This is a genomic window from Bradyrhizobium sp. MI1.3, assembly GCF_055811695.1.
The window spans coordinates 41,172-56,673 of record NZ_JBVVPQ010000020.1 but is presented as its reverse complement, the minus strand read 5'-3'; the positions used below and the strand labels follow the sequence as shown (position 1 = coordinate 56,673).

Annotated in this window: 11 protein-coding genes, 1 tRNA gene and 1 pseudogene; 8 read left to right on the top strand and 5 right to left on the bottom strand. The window is 63.5% G+C overall.

The window, feature by feature from the left end; all coding sequences use genetic code 11:
- Both AC0L3A_RS16975 and AC0L3A_RS16970 read right to left on the bottom strand, forming a co-directional pair.
- A partial coding sequence (locus AC0L3A_RS16975) for a sensor histidine kinase (RefSeq protein ID WP_473254830.1) occupies positions 1–1,024 on the bottom strand: 1,024 nt, incomplete at its 3' end.
- Positions 1,025–1,029: 5 nt separating this feature from the next.
- Positions 1,030–2,196: an FIST N-terminal domain-containing protein gene (locus AC0L3A_RS16970; RefSeq protein WP_007599070.1), complete on the bottom strand. Its 1,167-nt coding sequence runs from the start codon at positions 2,194–2,196 to the stop codon at positions 1,030–1,032.
- A gap of 282 nt (positions 2,197–2,478) precedes the next feature.
- Between AC0L3A_RS16970 and AC0L3A_RS16965 the strand changes: the two genes are divergently transcribed.
- Both AC0L3A_RS16965 and AC0L3A_RS16960 read left to right on the top strand, forming a co-directional pair.
- Complete coding sequence (locus tag AC0L3A_RS16965) at positions 2,479–4,518, top strand: methyl-accepting chemotaxis protein (RefSeq protein ID WP_354127123.1); 2,040 nt, start codon at positions 2,479–2,481, stop codon at positions 4,516–4,518.
- Between the two features lie 279 nt (positions 4,519–4,797).
- Entirely contained in the window at positions 4,798–6,831 is a 2,034-nt protein-coding gene (locus AC0L3A_RS16960) for a methyl-accepting chemotaxis protein (RefSeq protein WP_473254817.1), read from the top strand.
- A gap of 166 nt (positions 6,832–6,997) precedes the next feature.
- Here the strand turns inward: AC0L3A_RS16960 and AC0L3A_RS16955 are convergent, their stop codons facing one another.
- Positions 6,998–7,336, bottom strand: a complete 339-nt coding sequence (locus AC0L3A_RS16955; protein ID WP_473254816.1) for a DUF3175 domain-containing protein — start codon at positions 7,334–7,336, stop codon at positions 6,998–7,000.
- Positions 7,337–7,518: 182 nt separating this feature from the next.
- Here AC0L3A_RS16955 and AC0L3A_RS16950 point away from each other — a divergent pair, with 182 nt between their 5' ends.
- From AC0L3A_RS16950 to AC0L3A_RS16940, 3 genes are all read left to right on the top strand, one after another.
- Complete coding sequence (locus AC0L3A_RS16950; RefSeq protein ID WP_007599074.1) at positions 7,519–9,018, top strand: MFS transporter; 1,500 nt, start codon at positions 7,519–7,521, stop codon at positions 9,016–9,018.
- Positions 9,019–9,021: 3 nt separating this feature from the next.
- Entirely contained in the window at positions 9,022–9,843 is an 822-nt protein-coding gene (gene otsB, locus AC0L3A_RS16945; RefSeq protein ID WP_473254815.1) for a trehalose-phosphatase, read from the top strand.
- A 238-nt stretch (positions 9,844–10,081) separates the two neighbouring features.
- Entirely contained in the window at positions 10,082–11,545 is a 1,464-nt protein-coding gene (locus AC0L3A_RS16940) for a trehalose-6-phosphate synthase (RefSeq protein WP_007599076.1), read from the top strand.
- 47 nt (positions 11,546–11,592) lie between these two features.
- Here AC0L3A_RS16940 and AC0L3A_RS16935 read toward each other — a convergent pair whose 3' ends face one another.
- Complete coding sequence (locus AC0L3A_RS16935; RefSeq protein WP_219679407.1) at positions 11,593–11,934, bottom strand: hypothetical protein; 342 nt, start codon at positions 11,932–11,934, stop codon at positions 11,593–11,595.
- A 196-nt stretch (positions 11,935–12,130) separates the two neighbouring features.
- On the opposite strand from AC0L3A_RS16935, the gene AC0L3A_RS16930 reads away from it, so the two are divergent.
- The 3 genes from AC0L3A_RS16930 to AC0L3A_RS16920 all read left to right on the top strand — a co-directional run bounded on the left by AC0L3A_RS16930 (position 12,131) and on the right by AC0L3A_RS16920 (position 14,008).
- Positions 12,131–12,220, top strand: a tRNA-Ser gene (locus AC0L3A_RS16930).
- Positions 12,221–12,509: 289 nt separating this feature from the next.
- Positions 12,510–13,256 (top strand): SLOG cluster 4 domain-containing protein, encoded by a 747-nt coding sequence (locus AC0L3A_RS16925; protein ID WP_473254814.1) that lies wholly within the window; start codon positions 12,510–12,512, stop codon positions 13,254–13,256.
- Entirely contained in the window at positions 13,253–14,008 is a 756-nt protein-coding gene (locus AC0L3A_RS16920) for a hypothetical protein (RefSeq protein ID WP_473254813.1), read from the top strand. The genes AC0L3A_RS16925 and AC0L3A_RS16920 overlap by 4 nt, the downstream gene beginning before the upstream one ends.
- 497 nt (positions 14,009–14,505) lie before the next feature.
- Here AC0L3A_RS16920 and AC0L3A_RS16915 read toward each other — a convergent pair.
- Positions 14,506–15,198, bottom strand: a pseudogene (locus AC0L3A_RS16915) (IS110 family RNA-guided transposase); the annotation flags it as partial.
- Between the last annotated feature and the right edge of the window lie 304 nt (positions 15,199–15,502).

Here is a 15,502-nt window from a genome sequence, read left to right as displayed (position 1 = left end):
TGGGGGGGGGGGGTTCCTCTACCCGCTGGCTGGGGGCCCCTGCGCCCCTGCTTTCGCGCCGCCCCCCCCGCCGCCCCGCGGCCCCCGCCCCCCCCCGCCGCCCCCCCCCCCTCGGCTCCAGCTCCAGGGTGAAGGTCGATCCTTTGCCGATCCGGGACGACAACTGCACCCCGTGACCGAGCACGGTTGCGAAACGGCGGACGATGGAGAGGCCGAGCCCGAAGCCGGCCTGGTCGGTCGCGGTTGCTTCGCCGCGCTGGAATTCGCGGAAGATTGCCTCCTGCTGCGCCTGCGCAATTCCAGGCCCGGTGTCGGAGACCTGGACGCAGATGCGGTCGCCCCGCAGCCGGCATCCCATGACGACGCCGCCGCTGCGGGTATAGCGGATCGCATTGGCAAGCAGATTCTGAAGGATCCGTCGCAGCATCATCGCATCCGACCTCACCGCGTGCGGTGAGGTGCGGATGTGCAGGGCAAGCCCCTGCCGCGCCGCGACCGGCTCGAATTCGTTGCGAAGCTGCTCGAACAGGGGCGCCAGCGCGATGGCGCGCACGTCGGGCTTGAGTGCGCCGGCGTCGAGCTTTGCGATCTCCAGCAGCGACCGCAGTAGGTCCTCCAGCATCAGCAGCGAGCGGTCGGCCTGGTCGATCAGCAGGCCCGCTTCCTGCGACTCCATCATTTCGGTCAGCGCCGACAGCGTCAGCCGCGCCGCGTTGAGCGGCTGCAACAGGTCGTGGGTGACCGAGATCAGCACCGATGATTTCAGCGAGCTTGCGGCTTCAGCCTGTTGCTTGGCGCGGTAGAGCTCTTCATTGGCGCGCTCGACCGAATGCAGCGCTCCGCGCAACTGGTGAGTCCGGTCGCGGACCTTGTGGTCGAGCGCAATCGCAGTCTCGAACAGCGAGAAGGCGTTGAGCTGCTGGTCCATCGAGCGCTCGACGCGCGACATCAGGGCGGCGTTGATCTTCTTCAGCTTCGCCGCCTCGCGCCGCAACTGGTCGGTCGCATCAGGGCCCTGCCACATGTCCGTCACGACGGGCGCCTTCCGATCGCGACGCCGGTGAAGGTCTGGTTCACATGCATGGAGCCGAACTGCTCGCCATAGGTGTGAAAGCCGACGACTCGGTTCTGCCGGTACAGTTCGGACATGTCGCGGGTGAGCTGGTGCTGCTCGGCGTCGAGCCGCCGGAGCAGGCACTCGAAGCCGATATAGAGCGAGACCTCTCCGATCTGGTCGCGGATTTCGGTGAAGGTGTCGCGGGTCGAGCCGACCAGGCTGCGCGACGTCGCCGCCGTCAGCACCATGCCTTCGTCGATGGCGCAGAAGAAATGCAAGGAGCCGTCCGGTTCGACGCGCTGGATCGACCGCGCGTAATAGGCGCCGCCGACCCGCACCAGCACCGGGTGGGACGCGAAGGAGAACGGATCGAGCTTGGCGTCCAGGATCCCGACCATGCGCGAATATTCCTCGGCCGCTGGCTCCGCGTTCAGCTCCCTGACCGTTCGATTTTCGATGTCGGCTTCGGTGACCACCATCTTCTGCGGACTGGGCTCGAAATTGTCGCACTTGAAAACCCGGAACGGCAGCGAGGTGTTCAACAGGATCAGGAGGGCGGCATTGGTGTGTGCCTTGCCGTCGCAGAACACCCAGGTCTTCTCGAAGCGCATCCCGTCACCCGCGGAGCCGCCGACAACCGGAATGTCGTCGAGCGAGGCATAGATCGCGGACATCACCGCCTCTTCGCGGCGGCACAGGCCGTCGATCAACACGAGGCCGAAGGCATTGCCGCGATCGACTTGCGGGGTGATCCGCAACAGCTCGTGCCGGAGCTCGCCGCCGATTCTGCGGCCGTCCTCGACGCGGAAACTGTCGAGGTTGAAAATCGGCCGCACCGCGGCCGAGAAATCGGCACGGCTGAACGCGAGCGCCACGACGCTGTTCTCGTCCCAGCCGTCAGGGGCGAGCTCGCCCGCGGTCGTGCAACCGCAGATCCGGGTCTCATCGAACTGCCGGGTGATCTCGGCGATGAAGCGATGGGGGTCGTAGCGGGGCGAGAGGAAGACCAGGATCAGCGCCAGCTCGTCGGACGGGAGTTGGGCGACGAGCTCGGCCACGGCTTCATCGACGCTCGCAGCCTTCGATTTGGCAACGGCAACGCCAGACGCACCGCCAAACCGAAAATCGGTTTGCCCCACTCGTTTCTCCCCTCGAGGACCAGCCCGGTCTAACGCCAAGTGCCTGATAAGTGTCCGACAAGTTCCCCAAGAGTAAGGCGCTTTCCGGTTGGCCGCAACACGGCCCCCTCGGCCCGGCAAGGCTGAACGAGCGCCGGGAGGACGGATAGTCTCGCCACCCGGGGTGCAGGCCGGCTGGATTTACCGCCTCTTGACGTTTCTGCCTTAATTTTCCGCACAGGTTCGGGAAGGGCTGCTTCCGGGCCGGCTGAGCGTTGCAAGAACAGAGGGTTGGGGGTGGGAATGTCCGGACGTATCGCGTCTTCGTCGAAGCGCACCATAATGCCGACCCTCAGGTTCCGCGCCAAGATCATTCTGGGCTTTGCCGCCGTGCTGGTGATCTCCGCCGGCAGCATGGCTTTCTCCTATTTTGGCTTCGAGCGGGTCTCGTCCGGGGTCGGGTCCTACCGCAGCAGCGTCACCGAGGCCGATCTCGCCCGCAATATCGACCGGGAGCTGCTCGCCTATCGCTCGGCCGCCAAATACTTCGTCGTCACCGGCAAGGAGGACGACGCCAAGACGGCGCTGGACGCGGAGACCGGCCTCAAGAGCGCCATCGACCAGGCGGTCAAGAGCGCCAAGAAGCCGGCGCGCCAGGAGGGCCTGGGCAAGCTCGCCAAGGAGTTCTCCAACTTCTCCGCGACCTTCGCAAAAGTCCTCCAGGCCAAGCGTGACAGCGCGCTGCTGGTGCAGAACCAGCTCATGCGCAACGCCAACCTCCTGAAATACAAGCTCGACGACATCGGCAACAATGCCTCCGATTCCGAGGCGCAGGCGATCGAGTTCGGGACCAAGCAGGTCAATGCCCAATTCCAGACCGCGAACGCGGCGGCGACCAATTTCGTGCTGACATCCGATCAGGCGATTGCGACCAGCGCGCTGGCGCGGCTGAAATTCGTCGAGAACTCGCTCGGCGCGGTTTATTCCATGGACGACAAGATCGTCGCCGGCCTGAAGGATGCCAAGGGATTACTCGGTGCCTATCGGGAATCGCTGGAGAAACTGATCGCCAATGCCAAGATGATCGACGATCTCGTCACCGAGATGAGCGGTTCGGCCGGCGCGATCCTTCAGGGTGCTACCGCCATGAAGGCGGACCTCGTTGCCGAACAGCAGCGGCTGGAGTCCGAATCGGAAGCGACCATCGGGAAGACCGAGCAACTGGTGCTGATGCTGGCCGTCGGCGGCACGCTGCTCGGCGCGGTCCTCGCCTTCCTGCTCGGCACCGGCATTTCGCGTCCGATGATCGCGATGTGCAAGGCGATGCGCGAGCTTGCCGCGGGCAATTTCGATGTCGTGCTGCCGGGCCTGGGCCGCAAGGACGAGATCGGCGAGATGGCCGGTGCGGTCGAAGAATTCAAGGTGCAGGCCGTGGCCAAGGCCGAGCGCGACGCCGCCGCCAACGAGGCCCAGAACAAGGAAGCAAGCGCTGCTCGCCGCTCCGAACTGATTCGTTTCGCCGACGATTTCGAAAGCGCGGTCGGTGCCATCGTCTCCAACGTCTCGGCCTCGGCCGTGCAGCTGGAATCGGCGGCCTCGACGCTGACCCGCACCGCCGAGACCACGCAGAGCCTGTCGAGCCAGGTCGCCGACGTCTCCGAGCAGGCCTCTAGCAACATGCAGTCGGTGGCGACCGCGACGGAAGAGCTCTCGGCCTCGGTCGAGGAGATCGGCCGCCAGGTACGCGATTCCAGCCGCATTGCCGAAAACGCCGTGGTGCAGGCAAAGGAGACCGACAATCGCATCGGCAAGCTCTCGCATGCCGCCCAGCAGATCGGCGAAGTGGTCAAGCTGATCACGGCGATCGCCGAGCAGACCAATCTTCTGGCGCTCAACGCGACCATCGAAGCGGCACGCGCCGGTGAAGCCGGCCGCGGCTTTGCCGTCGTGGCCAGCGAAGTGAAGTCGCTGGCGAGCCAGACCGCGAAGGCGACCGACGAGATCTCTTCGCACATCACAGGCATGCAGGGCGCCACCGCCGAGTCGGTTGCGGCGATCAAGGAGATCGGCGCCACCATCGGCCAGATCTCGTCGATCTCGACGTCGATCGCGAGCGCAGTGGAGCAGCAGGGCGCGGCGACGCAGGAAATCGCGCGCAGCGTCCAGACGGTTGCACAGGGCACTCAGACCGCTGCCACCGACATCGGCCAGGTCAACCGCGGTGCCGCCGAAACCGGCTCGGCTTCGGAAGAGGTGCTGCATTCGGCCAAGACGCTGTCGTCCGAAAGCACCCGCCTGCGCGCCGAGCTCGACCGCTTCATGGGGAATATCCGGGCGGCGTGAGGCCCGAAGCGCGCCACGCACTCCGCCGTCGTCCTGGCGAAAGCCAGGACCCATTACCCCAAGGAGGAGTTGTCGGGCGAACTGCTAACCCCGAGTCATCGCCAACTGCTCACTGGGTAGCGCTTGTCCAGGACGACGAGACCCTGCGTCACCTAACCGCCAGTTGCGGCGCCACAAGTTTACCGCCGCTTATCCTTTGCCATTTACCGTGCTCACGCGTCAGGAAGCGGGCTGCTTCCGGGCTGCGCCTGTTTTTCCGCGAATGGAATGGGGTGGGGAATGCCCGTCAAGTCGAAGCCGACCACATCGAAGCTGCTCACCTTGCGTTTTCGCGCAAAAATCATCCTCGGCTTCGTGGCGGTGCTCGCCATCCTCGCCGTCAGCATGGCTTTCGCGTATTTCGGCTTCGAGCGGATCCAGGCCGCCGTGGCCTCCTACCGCTCCAGCGTCGCCGAAGCGGACCTTGCGCGGACGGTCGATCGCGAGCTGATCGCTTACCAGGGGCTGGCGCGGGCCTACACGCTGACCGGCGCGGCGGATGATGAGACCGCGGCCAAAGCAGCCGAAGAGAATCTGAGGGCCGCGATCGCCAAGTCGGCGGCGGCCACCACGGGCGCAGCGCGCCGCGAGCAGGTCGGCAGGCTCGAGGCCGACTTCAAGGGCTTTACCAAGGTGTTCGGCGAGATCATCACGTTGACGCGCGAGAATGGCAAGATCGCGACCGATGAGCTCAACAGCGTCGGCAACAAGATCCGGTTCAAGTTCGACGACCTCGCCGATACCGCGGCACTGGCGGGCCTGAACTCGGTTCAGAGCACGGCCAAGGACATCACATCGCAATACCTTGCGGTCTCCACCTCGGTCAGCGCCTTCGTCGCCAAGCCGGAGCCGAAGACCGCCGACGGCGTGATCGCCCGTATCAAATTTCTGGAGACCTTGCTGGTCTCGATCTATGCCAACGACCAGAAGATCACCGACCGCGTCACCGAGATCAGCAATCTCCTCAAGCAGTACCGCACCTCCTTTTCAAAACTGACCGAGAACGTGAAGGTCATCGTCAAGCTGAACGGCGACATGACCAAGACGGCCGCGTCCATTCTCAAGCTCTCGGGTGAGCTGCGGTCGGAGCTGACGGCGGATCAGCAGCGCATCGAGGTCAACGCCAATGCCACCATCGGCGAGACCGAGCGGCTGATGCTGATGATGGCGCTGGGCGGCCTTGCCGTCGGCGCTGCGCTCGCCCTGATGCTAGGCAACGGCATTTCGCGTCCGATGATCGCGATGTGCAAGGCAATGCGCGAGCTTGCCGCGGGCAATTTCGATGTCGTGCTGCCGGGCCTGGGCCGCAAGGACGAGATCGGCGAGATGGCCGGTGCGGTCGAAGAATTCAAGGTGCAGGCCGTGGCCAAGGCCGAGCGCGACGCCGCCGCCAACGAGGCCCAGAACAAGGAAGCAAGCGCTGCTCGCCGCTCCGAACTGATTCGTTTCGCCGACGATTTCGAAAGCGCGGTCGGTGCCATCGTCTCCAACGTCTCGGCCTCGGCCGTGCAGCTGGAATCGGCGGCCTCGACGCTGACCCGCACCGCCGAGACCACGCAGAGCCTGTCGAGCCAGGTCGCCGACGTCTCCGAGCAGGCCTCTAGCAACATGCAGTCGGTGGCGACCGCGACGGAAGAGCTCTCGGCCTCGGTCGAGGAGATCGGCCGCCAGGTACGCGATTCCAGCCGCATTGCCGAAAACGCCGTGGTGCAGGCAAAGGAGACCGACAATCGCATCGGCAAGCTCTCGCATGCCGCCCAGCAGATCGGCGAAGTGGTCAAGCTGATCACGGCGATCGCCGAGCAGACCAATCTTCTGGCGCTCAACGCGACCATCGAAGCGGCACGCGCCGGTGAAGCCGGCCGCGGCTTTGCCGTCGTGGCCAGCGAAGTGAAGTCGCTGGCGAGCCAGACCGCGAAGGCGACCGACGAGATCTCTTCGCACATCACAGGCATGCAGGGCGCCACCGCCGAGTCGGTTGCGGCGATCAAGGAGATCGGCGCCACCATCGGCCAGATCTCGTCGATCTCGACGTCGATCGCGAGCGCAGTGGAGCAGCAGGGCGCGGCGACGCAGGAAATCGCGCGCAGCGTCCAGACGGTTGCACAGGGCACTCAGACCGCTGCCACCGACATCGGCCAGGTCAACCGCGGTGCCGCCGAAACCGGCTCGGCTTCGGAAGAGGTGCTGCATTCGGCCAAGACGCTGTCGTCCGAAAGCACCCGCCTGCGCGCCGAGCTCGACCGCTTCATGGGCAATATCCGGGCGGCGTGAGGCCCGAAGCGCGCCACGCACTCCGCCGTCGTCCTGGCGAAAGCCAGGATCCATTACCCCAGCGCGAAGTTGCGGCGCGGGCCGCTAACCCCGAATCTTCGCCAAACTGCTCCCTGGGGTAATAGGTCCTGGATCGGCGCTGCGCTTGTCCAGGATGACCTGGCGCTCACTCCCTCCCGAACGCCCGCTTCAGCTCCACCTTTGCCCGCTCCAGCCGGGTGCGCTGCGTCTGCGGCAGCGTCTTGCCGGCGCGGTTGATGTAGAACGTCAGCATCGACAGCGCCGAGCGGTAGGCGCCGGTCTTGCGGCGCGCGCTGTGCTCGGCCGAGCGCTTCAACGAAGCCGCGATTTTCTTCGCGCTGGTCAGCTTGAACACGCCTTGTTTGAGGTCGAGCGCGTCGCTCTCCTTCGTCACGCGCTGTGACCAGCGCTTCGGTGCGGCGCGCCTGGTGCTCTTGCCCGCCGATGTTTTGCGAGAATGTGTCGTCTTTCTGGCATGAGCCATGCGTCAACTCCTTGCGGCTCCACCGAAAACCAGCGGCGCGAGCAGTCGTTCCTGCGGGAACCTGCCCTCGCCGCAGACGTTGTCGCAGGTGGCAGGCGGAATGCCGCACCCCCTTGATCGGATCGCCCCTGTCCACGCTATGTGAACCGGGGCCATGTCCATTGGTCAGATGCAACAACGCGATGGAATTGCAGCGAAGCCTAGCGCCGGACGATGGACCTGTGGTCTCCAAGGCGGTCGCGAAGGCGGCCGCGGGCGACCGCATCATCGAAACCAGCATTCCCGCGCGACTTGACGCGCTGCCGTGGAGCGGGTTTCACACCCGCGTCGTGCTCGCGCTCGGCATCACCTGGATTCTGGATGGCCTCGAGGTGACGTTGGCCGGCGCGCTCTCCGGCGCGCTGAAGCAGAGTCCCTCGCTGCATTTCTCCAATCTCGATCTCGGCATTGCCAATTCCGCCTATCTCGCAGGCGCGGTGCTCGGCGCGCTCGGCTTCGGCTGGCTCACCGACCGCATCGGTCGCAAGAAGCTGTTCTTCATCACGCTCGCGCTCTATCTCTCGGCGACGGCCGCGACGGCTCTGTCATGGAATGTCGCGAGCTACGCACTGTTTCGCTTTCTCACCGGCGCCGGCATCGGCGGCGAATATACCGCGATCAATTCGACCATCCAGGAACTGGTGCCGGCGCGCTATCGCGGCTGGACTGATCTCGTCATCAACGGCAGCTTCTGGATCGGTGCCGCGATGGGCGCCGTAGCGGCCATTGTGCTGCTCGATCCCGCGGTGATCGGCCCTGATCTCGGCTGGCGCCTCGCTTATCTCATCGGCGCGGCCATCGGCCTCGTCGTGCTCTTGATGCGGATGTGGATTCCGGAGAGCCCGCGCTGGCTGATGATCCACGGCCGTCCCGACCAGGCCCACGCCATCGTCGACGAGATCGAACGCTCGGTGCTCGGACACGACCAGGATACGACCGACGGCCGCTTCGCCAGGATCCGCCTGAAAATGCGGAGCCACACGCCGATCCGCGAGGTCGTGCACACGCTGTTCTCGGTCTATCGCCAGCGGGCGATGGTCGGCCTCGTGCTGATGATCGCGCAGGCCTTCTTCTACAACGCCATCTTCTTCACCTTTGCGCTGGTGTTGACCGATTTTTACGGCATCAGCGCCGATCATGTCGGCTGGTATCTGCTCCCCTTCGCCGCCGGCAATTTCCTCGGCCCGCTGCTGCTCGGCCGCCTGTTCGATACGCTCGGCCGCCGGACCATGATCATGTTCACCTATGGGGTGTCGGGCTTGTTGCTGGCGCTGTCGGGCTATCTGTTCTCGATTGGCGCCTTGAGCGCGCAGGGGCAGACCATCGCCTGGATGGTGATCTTCTTCTTTGCCTCGCCCGCCGCGAGCGCCGCCTATCTCACCGTCAGCGAGACGTTTCCCTTGGAAGTCCGCGCGCTCGCGATCGCCGTGTTCTACGCGGTCGGCACCGGTATCGGGGGCGTGATCGGCCCCGCATTGTTCGGGGCGCTGATCGACACGGGGTCGCGCACGAGCGTATTCGCAGGCTATTTACTGGGGGCGTTCCTGATGATCGCAGCCGCGATCGTGGCGTGGCGCTATGCCATCTCGGCGGAACGCAGATCGCTCGAAGAAATCGCGCGGCCGCTTGCGTCCATGGAGTAGACTATGAAATCGGAACTGGCTGAATTGGATCAAGAGCGCACCATGGTCGACGATGAAGCGCCCGATGCGGTGCCGGTGCCCCACGCGCTCGTGCCGCATCTCAATGAAACAGCGATCCTGCTCGACATCGACGGGACGCTGCTCGACCTGATGCCGACGCCGCGCGAGGTGTGGGTGCCGCCCGGCCTGTCGGAAACGCTGAACCGGTTGACGGAGCGCACCTCGGGCGCACTGGCGATGGTCAGCGGCCGTTCGCTCAACGACATCGACCTGATCTTCGCGCCCGATGTCTTTCGCGCCGTCGCCGGCCACGGCGCGGAGATGCGGCTTTCGGTGGACAACGAAGCCGATGCCGTCAGCGCGCCGCCGCTGGACAAGGAATTGAAGCGGCGGCTCGCGGCGGTCGCCAAGCTCAGTCCCGGCATTCTGCTCGAGGACAAGGGCTATTCGCTGGCGCTGCACTACCGTCTTGCGCCGCATGCGGAGAAAGCGATCTATGAATCCGTCTCGTTGATCCGCGCCGACCTGCCCAATGCACCGATCGAGGTGCTGCCGGGCAAGTTCGTTTGCGAGATCAAGCATTCCGGTTTCACCAAGGCGACCGGCGTGCGCGAGTTGATGAAGCACGAACCTTTCAAGGGACGCCGTCCGATTTTCATCGGCGATGACGTCACCGACGAGACCGTATTCGCGATCATGCCCGACATGAACGGGCTCGCTTTCTCGGTCGGCCGCCGCGCTATGGGTGTCAACGGGCACTTCGACGCGCCGAACGACGTGCGCGCGTTCCTCGCGCGGCTGCTCGACGACTCAAGGTTGGAATAAGGCACCGACATCTCGGAGCCACATATCGCGCGCGTAATTCCCCAGCGCGCCCGTTTCATGCTGTGCGCGCCACGGTAACCCAAACCGACTTTGTGTAGCGAAATCGTCGGGTTCCCTGGAGGTAAACCGGTTCCAACGCGCACGCCCGATTTTGGTTTCAATTGGTGCAAAGGATGATCAGGAACCATATTGATGAACGGCAGTTAAACGGGTGGAATGAAACAGGAGGGGACGACCTGTGAACTTAGTCGTCGTTTCGAATCGCGTCGCACGCGGCAAACCCAACGAGCCCATGACGGGCGGTCTCGCGGCGGCCTTGTTACCCGTCGTGGAACATTCGGGCGCGATCTGGGTGGGTTCCTCGGGCCGTGTGCGTGACGGTCATCAAAAGGAGCCGTTCGCCGAAATCGAAGCATTGGGTTCGGGCGCGATCGCGACGCTGGATCTGCCGGCGGCACACTATGGCGGGTATTACGAGGGGTTTGCCAATTCGGCGCTGTGGCCGGCGCTGCACTCGCGCAGCGATCTGATCCGCGTCTCGCGTGACGACTATGTCAGCTATCGCGAGGTCAACGCCTTCATGGCGCGCGCCTTGATGCGCTTTCGGAAAGCACAAACCGCGTTCTGGGTGCAGGATTATCATTTCCTCGCACTCGGCGCGGAGCTGCGGGATCTGGGCGTCGACGATCCGATCGGCTTCTTCCTCCATACGCCATGGCCTGTCGCCGCGGTGATGCAGGGCGTGCCCAATCATCGCGAGCTGATCACGGCGATGCTGGCCTACGATCTGATCGGCTTCCAGACCCATGACGACTGCCAGAATTTTCTCGGCTATGTCGCGGGCGAACTCGGCCTCGCCGTCGAAGACGGCGTTGCGATCTCGCAGCATGGCCGAACGCGCTGCGAGGTCTTTCCGATCGGCATCGACGCCGAGAAGTTCGCGCAATACGCGGCGAAATCGGCGTCGCATCCGGACGTCTCCCGGCTTCGCCGCAGCCTCAACGGTGAGCGGCTCGCGATCGGCGTCGACCGGCTCGACTATTCCAAGGGCCTCGTCAACCGCATCAGCGCGTTCGATCGGCTTTGGACCGAGCATCCGCAGTTTGCGCGCAGCATCTCGCTGTTGCAGATCGCAAATCCCTCGCGCGGTGCCATCGAAGCCTATGGCAATTTGCAGAACGAAGTCGCGCGGCTCGTGTCCGACGTCAACGGCCGCCACGGCGAGGCCGACTGGACACCTATCCGCTATCTCAACAAGGGCTTTAGCCAGGCCGTGCTCGCGGGACTCTACCGCACCGCGCAGATCGGCGTGGTGACGCCGCTGCACGACGGCATGAACCTGGTCGCCAAGGAATATGTCGCCGCACAAAACCCGGCCGATCCCGGCGTGCTGGTGCTGTCGAAATTCGCCGGCGCGGCCAACGAGCTCGACGCCGCGCTGCTGGTCAATCCGCACGACATCGACGGCATGGCGCGCGCGATCGCGGTCGCGGCCGCGATGCCGCTCACCGAGCGCAAGATGCGCTGGGATGCGATGATGAAGAAGCTGCGCGGCCACACCATCCAGCAATGGTCGGCGGATTTCGTCGCAGAACTGGAGAAGTGCCGGACGGAGAAGGCCGCGGTTGCGCCGCTCGCTAACCAGCCGCCGCAAGCGCTGCGCTGGCTCAAGTCGGCGATATCGGGCGTGCGGCTGATCTAGTCTCCTCCCCGTTCATTTCGGGGAGGGCAGGGGCGAAGACGAGAGCCTCAATAGCAATACGACACGCCTTCCAGAATCGCGCACTGCCGCTTGTTCGGCGCGTTCGGATCGTCGAGCGGCACCATGCCCTTGCCCTGGCCGACGAACACGCCGGGCCCGACATGCACCGAGCTCTTGTTACCGATGATGACGCTCTGATGCGGCGTCGCGCTCGAACGCGTGCCGTCCGGCCAGAGGATGGCATCGCCCGAAAGCATCCCGCGCCGTCCGTCGTCACAGCTGACGTCGCCCCCTTGCCGGGTGCAGACCTGTGCGGCGGCGGGCCCCGCGAAGGCGGCGGCAAGGGCCGAAACCAGGCTCAGCACGGCGATGGTGTTGCGGACGGTCATGGTGCCCCCGGACGTGTTTGACGGTCTTGAGTGAATCGTCGCACCAAACCCGCCGCCGGTTCAGCCAGCAGGCGGTTCCGAGCGTTAGCGTTGCGCCTGATATTGTCTATAAAATACAATATCTTACGGAAAAATCACCCGATTTCCCCGCGATCCCTTGCAAAATCATCGGCGCCCCTTCAAGAGAGTGCGCTCCGGAGAGATGGCCGAGTGGCTTAAGGCGCACGCTTGGAAAGCGTGTGTGCGGGAAACCGTACCGTGGGTTCGAATCCCACTCTCTCCGCCATGCGGCCGGAAAATTCATTAATTTTCAGCGCTTCGTGAAGGTAGCTGTTTAGCAGCCCATATTCTGGCCCATACTTCCGATCACATGAGTAACGAGCTTTTCTCTATTGGGCCCGCCGAGTAACGTTAGTTCCCGGCGCTAGGGTGCCATTATGCTGCGCCTGTTTTTCCGGCGGCACGCTAGTGCTGATTGAGATCCGTGAGTTACCAACTTGCGTCCAAACTGCTGCTCCCCCGAACTTCCAATTGGAGCCAAGCCGCTTTAAACTGTTGGAAGCGGCAGCGGGACGATGTGGATGCCTGGGCGTCGAGCAATCGTCGGCGTAATCGGAGGCGATGGGCAGATGGAGCCCAGCGTCGCGCTGGGGAGGGTAATCGCGCAGCGAGAATGGATTTTGCTGACTGGCGGCCAAGTGCTGCCGAGAGCATCGATTGAGTGCAAGGGAGAGGTCAAGGACGGATCGATGCTCGGGGCCGCAGAGGTGGCACCCGCCACGTGCCGCCTGATCGGTATCTTGCCCGCTTCGGCGACCCACTGGGACTACGCCGAGGGCGGCCGACGGTTGTTTCTGCATACCGGCCAGCCTCACTATATACGGAACGTCATCAACGGCCGGACGCCCGACGTAGTCGTCGCATTTGGTGGCAGCCGCGGTACGCTTGCTGAGATTGCTTTCGCCACAGCCTGCGGGCGGCCGGTGCTGTTTTCCGACGGCAGCCTAGAACGGCTGCGGCAGAGGTTTCAGGAGCATTTCGGGCAGCGACGCCAGGTGAACGAGGATACGCGAAAATATTTCGAACGGCCGCTCGAGGCTTATCCGGAAGCGGCAGCAGAGGCGGGCGACGCCTACGGTCTCGTTGCTATGTTGGAGCAGAAACTGTCCTGCGCGATCGAGAGTGACGACATTGCAGCTGCGGTGAGCGCGGTGGTCGGCAGGCGTGGCTGGCGCCACGACGAGACTGGATTCCCGGGCCTGCCCAAGGACAGAGCATCGAAGTCGCGCTTCGAGGCTATCATCCAGGCGCTCTCGCAGTGAACGGGCTCGCGAACTGGCAGCGTCTTATCAACTGGCTGGGAATTTTCTTCGTCGTCGCGTTTCTGGGGAAGCTCTGGTGGGCTCAGACGAAGATCGACCCACCTCCGCTCGAAGTTTCTTGGAAGTTTGTGCATGCCCTTTATGCCGCCTTCGTGCCGCTTAGCGAAGCCGCAGTGGGCGCCCTAGCGATCACCGGTGCGGTCTTCTGGCTGTTCACCACATGGGGTTGGCGACAGCCGATCTTCCGGAAGCTCGGCGTCATCAACTTTCCGGATTTCTCGGGTACGTGGTATGCCATCCAGCGCCCCGCCACATGGTGTCCGTTCACGACTGTGGTGGCAGTAGATCATTCGTTTCGTAGGCTTCGAATGACCTTGATCCGCAATCAGAGCACCGGCCAGACGCTCGCGGCGACACTCAGACGCACGGATACCGGTTCGGCGCGCATCTACGTCACCTACTACAGCACCTTCGCGGTGGAGCGCGCCCTTACCATGATCCCCGCCGACGATCATGGCGAGGACCACAGCGGCGCGCTCTTCCTCGATCTGAATGACGAAAGTGTTCATCCTGAGGGCTGGGTCCTGCGGGGGCAGTATTGGACCAACAAGCGCCGCGCCCCGAACGATGACACAACAAAGGGGACGTGGGGCCGGGTGGAAATGAGGTTTCAGCGCCGCGACCCTGCACCGGCGGCCGTGGCTCAGCTTCTCCCTAAGGATCAAGCGTGGCTCACGGAACCGCCGCCATAGGGTCTGTCGACCCGATGGGCTGGAGAACTCGGGAAGCGGAAAAACAAGAACGGAAAGAACCAAAACTCAGTTCGCCCCATTGAGCCGGTTCGAGTTTTTTGTCTTTTCGCGCCGGCGAAGCGTGTCTGTCATTCCGCCCTTTAATTGTGGACTGATGTCAAGTGATCTCTCCCTTTCTCTTGACGGTGGTAGCGCACGGCCCGTCGGAGCCTGCTATGTTGCATAGACAGGGCGAGCGCGAGTGGAGACTTGGTGCCAGTCCGGTAGCGGTTTGTTGTCATTGTGCTTGATGCCGGCGCTGGGTCATGGTCCCTTCGAAGTCGCGTGGCGCTCATCATGATGTCCGGGTCGGACGCCTCAACGTCTGCAGCGGAGTACCGTCAAGCCGTAACCAGCCGAATAAACGGGGTCGTCACAACCTCCGGCCCAGCGGGACATCGTTGGTCCGGCGGACCGGACCAGGACCGAGAAGCAGGATCAGGCTTGCTTGGCCTGCCCCCCCGTTTGAACGACGTGCCATCGACCCAGACGCAGTGGAGGATTACAGCGATCTCCCGGGTGATGGCGACCTTTGCCTTTCTCGTGCCAATCCGCTTGGTAAACTTCATTCCCCAGGCCTTGAGAGAAGACTATTTCTTCGTCCGATGAAGCAAAACGGTCGCCGCCTCAAGAAGGTACGTCCGGAGAAGACGGTCGCCCCACTTGGGATATCTCGCCATTGACGTCAGTTTTGCCAGAGTGGCTTCGTCGCGGTGTAAGACCCAGATAGGCGCCGACGCTGGATGCTGATCGGAAGCGCAATGGATCATCGATCATATGGCGGAAACGTCAAAGCAGTCACAACGCCGACGCCCGGAACTGTCATCAGGCGACGCATCGCTTCATCCGACTTCGCCAGCTGACGAATTTCGTTGTCGAATTTGCTTTGCTGTTTGCAGACCTGCTCGTGGATCGACAGAACCGGCAAGATCACACTGAGGAGCTGATGATCTTCGCCTAATAACTCGCAGACCTGACTGCGAAGCCGCAAGCCGATGGCCCGCGCAAACAGCAAGCCGCATTCTTTGATCAGACTGCGGCCCTGGTAATCGATATCTCGACGAATGCCCACGAGCCGGGATCTCCGCGACGAGTAGCGCGCGGATCTTCTGACGGTTCTCGCTCTTCACTTTGACTTCTCGACCCCAGCCAGAAGTTCGAGGGCCATCGCGTTTATAACTCATCGACGACAAGCAAGCGAGTGACGTCGCCGGCGGATTGCAGCGCGAGGTGCGAAAGTTTCGCCGCACCGTTCTTCAACGATCCGGAGGGCCAGACCGAAAGAGACGGAAAAGGTGGGTCTTTCGGTCTAGACCCTTTTTTATTGCTTGGCTCGACTTGCTCGAATCCGCGCTGAATCGAGCAAGGTTTCAAGCGTGCGTGTAGCCGTGATCGATTGGGAGCGCCGCTTGCTCCTATGCCTACGCCTGGCCCGTTTAAGGATCAGTTGGCTCA

Coding starts and splice junctions, on each gene's coding strand:
- AC0L3A_RS16965 (WP_354127123.1), top strand. CDS start 2,479: ATGTCCGGACGTATCGCGTCTTCGTCGAAGCGCACCATAATGCCGACC.
- AC0L3A_RS16960 (WP_473254817.1), top strand. CDS start 4,798: ATGCCCGTCAAGTCGAAGCCGACCACATCGAAGCTGCTCACCTTGCGT.
- AC0L3A_RS16955 (WP_473254816.1), bottom strand. CDS start 7,336: ATGGCTCATGCCAGAAAGACGACACATTCTCGCAAAACATCGGCGGGC.
- AC0L3A_RS16950 (WP_007599074.1), top strand. CDS start 7,519: ATGGAATTGCAGCGAAGCCTAGCGCCGGACGATGGACCTGTGGTCTCC.
- otsB (WP_473254815.1), top strand. CDS start 9,022: ATGAAATCGGAACTGGCTGAATTGGATCAAGAGCGCACCATGGTCGAC.
- AC0L3A_RS16935 (WP_219679407.1), bottom strand. CDS start 11,934: ATGACCGTCCGCAACACCATCGCCGTGCTGAGCCTGGTTTCGGCCCTT.
- AC0L3A_RS16925 (WP_473254814.1), top strand. CDS start 12,510: ATGTGGATGCCTGGGCGTCGAGCAATCGTCGGCGTAATCGGAGGCGAT.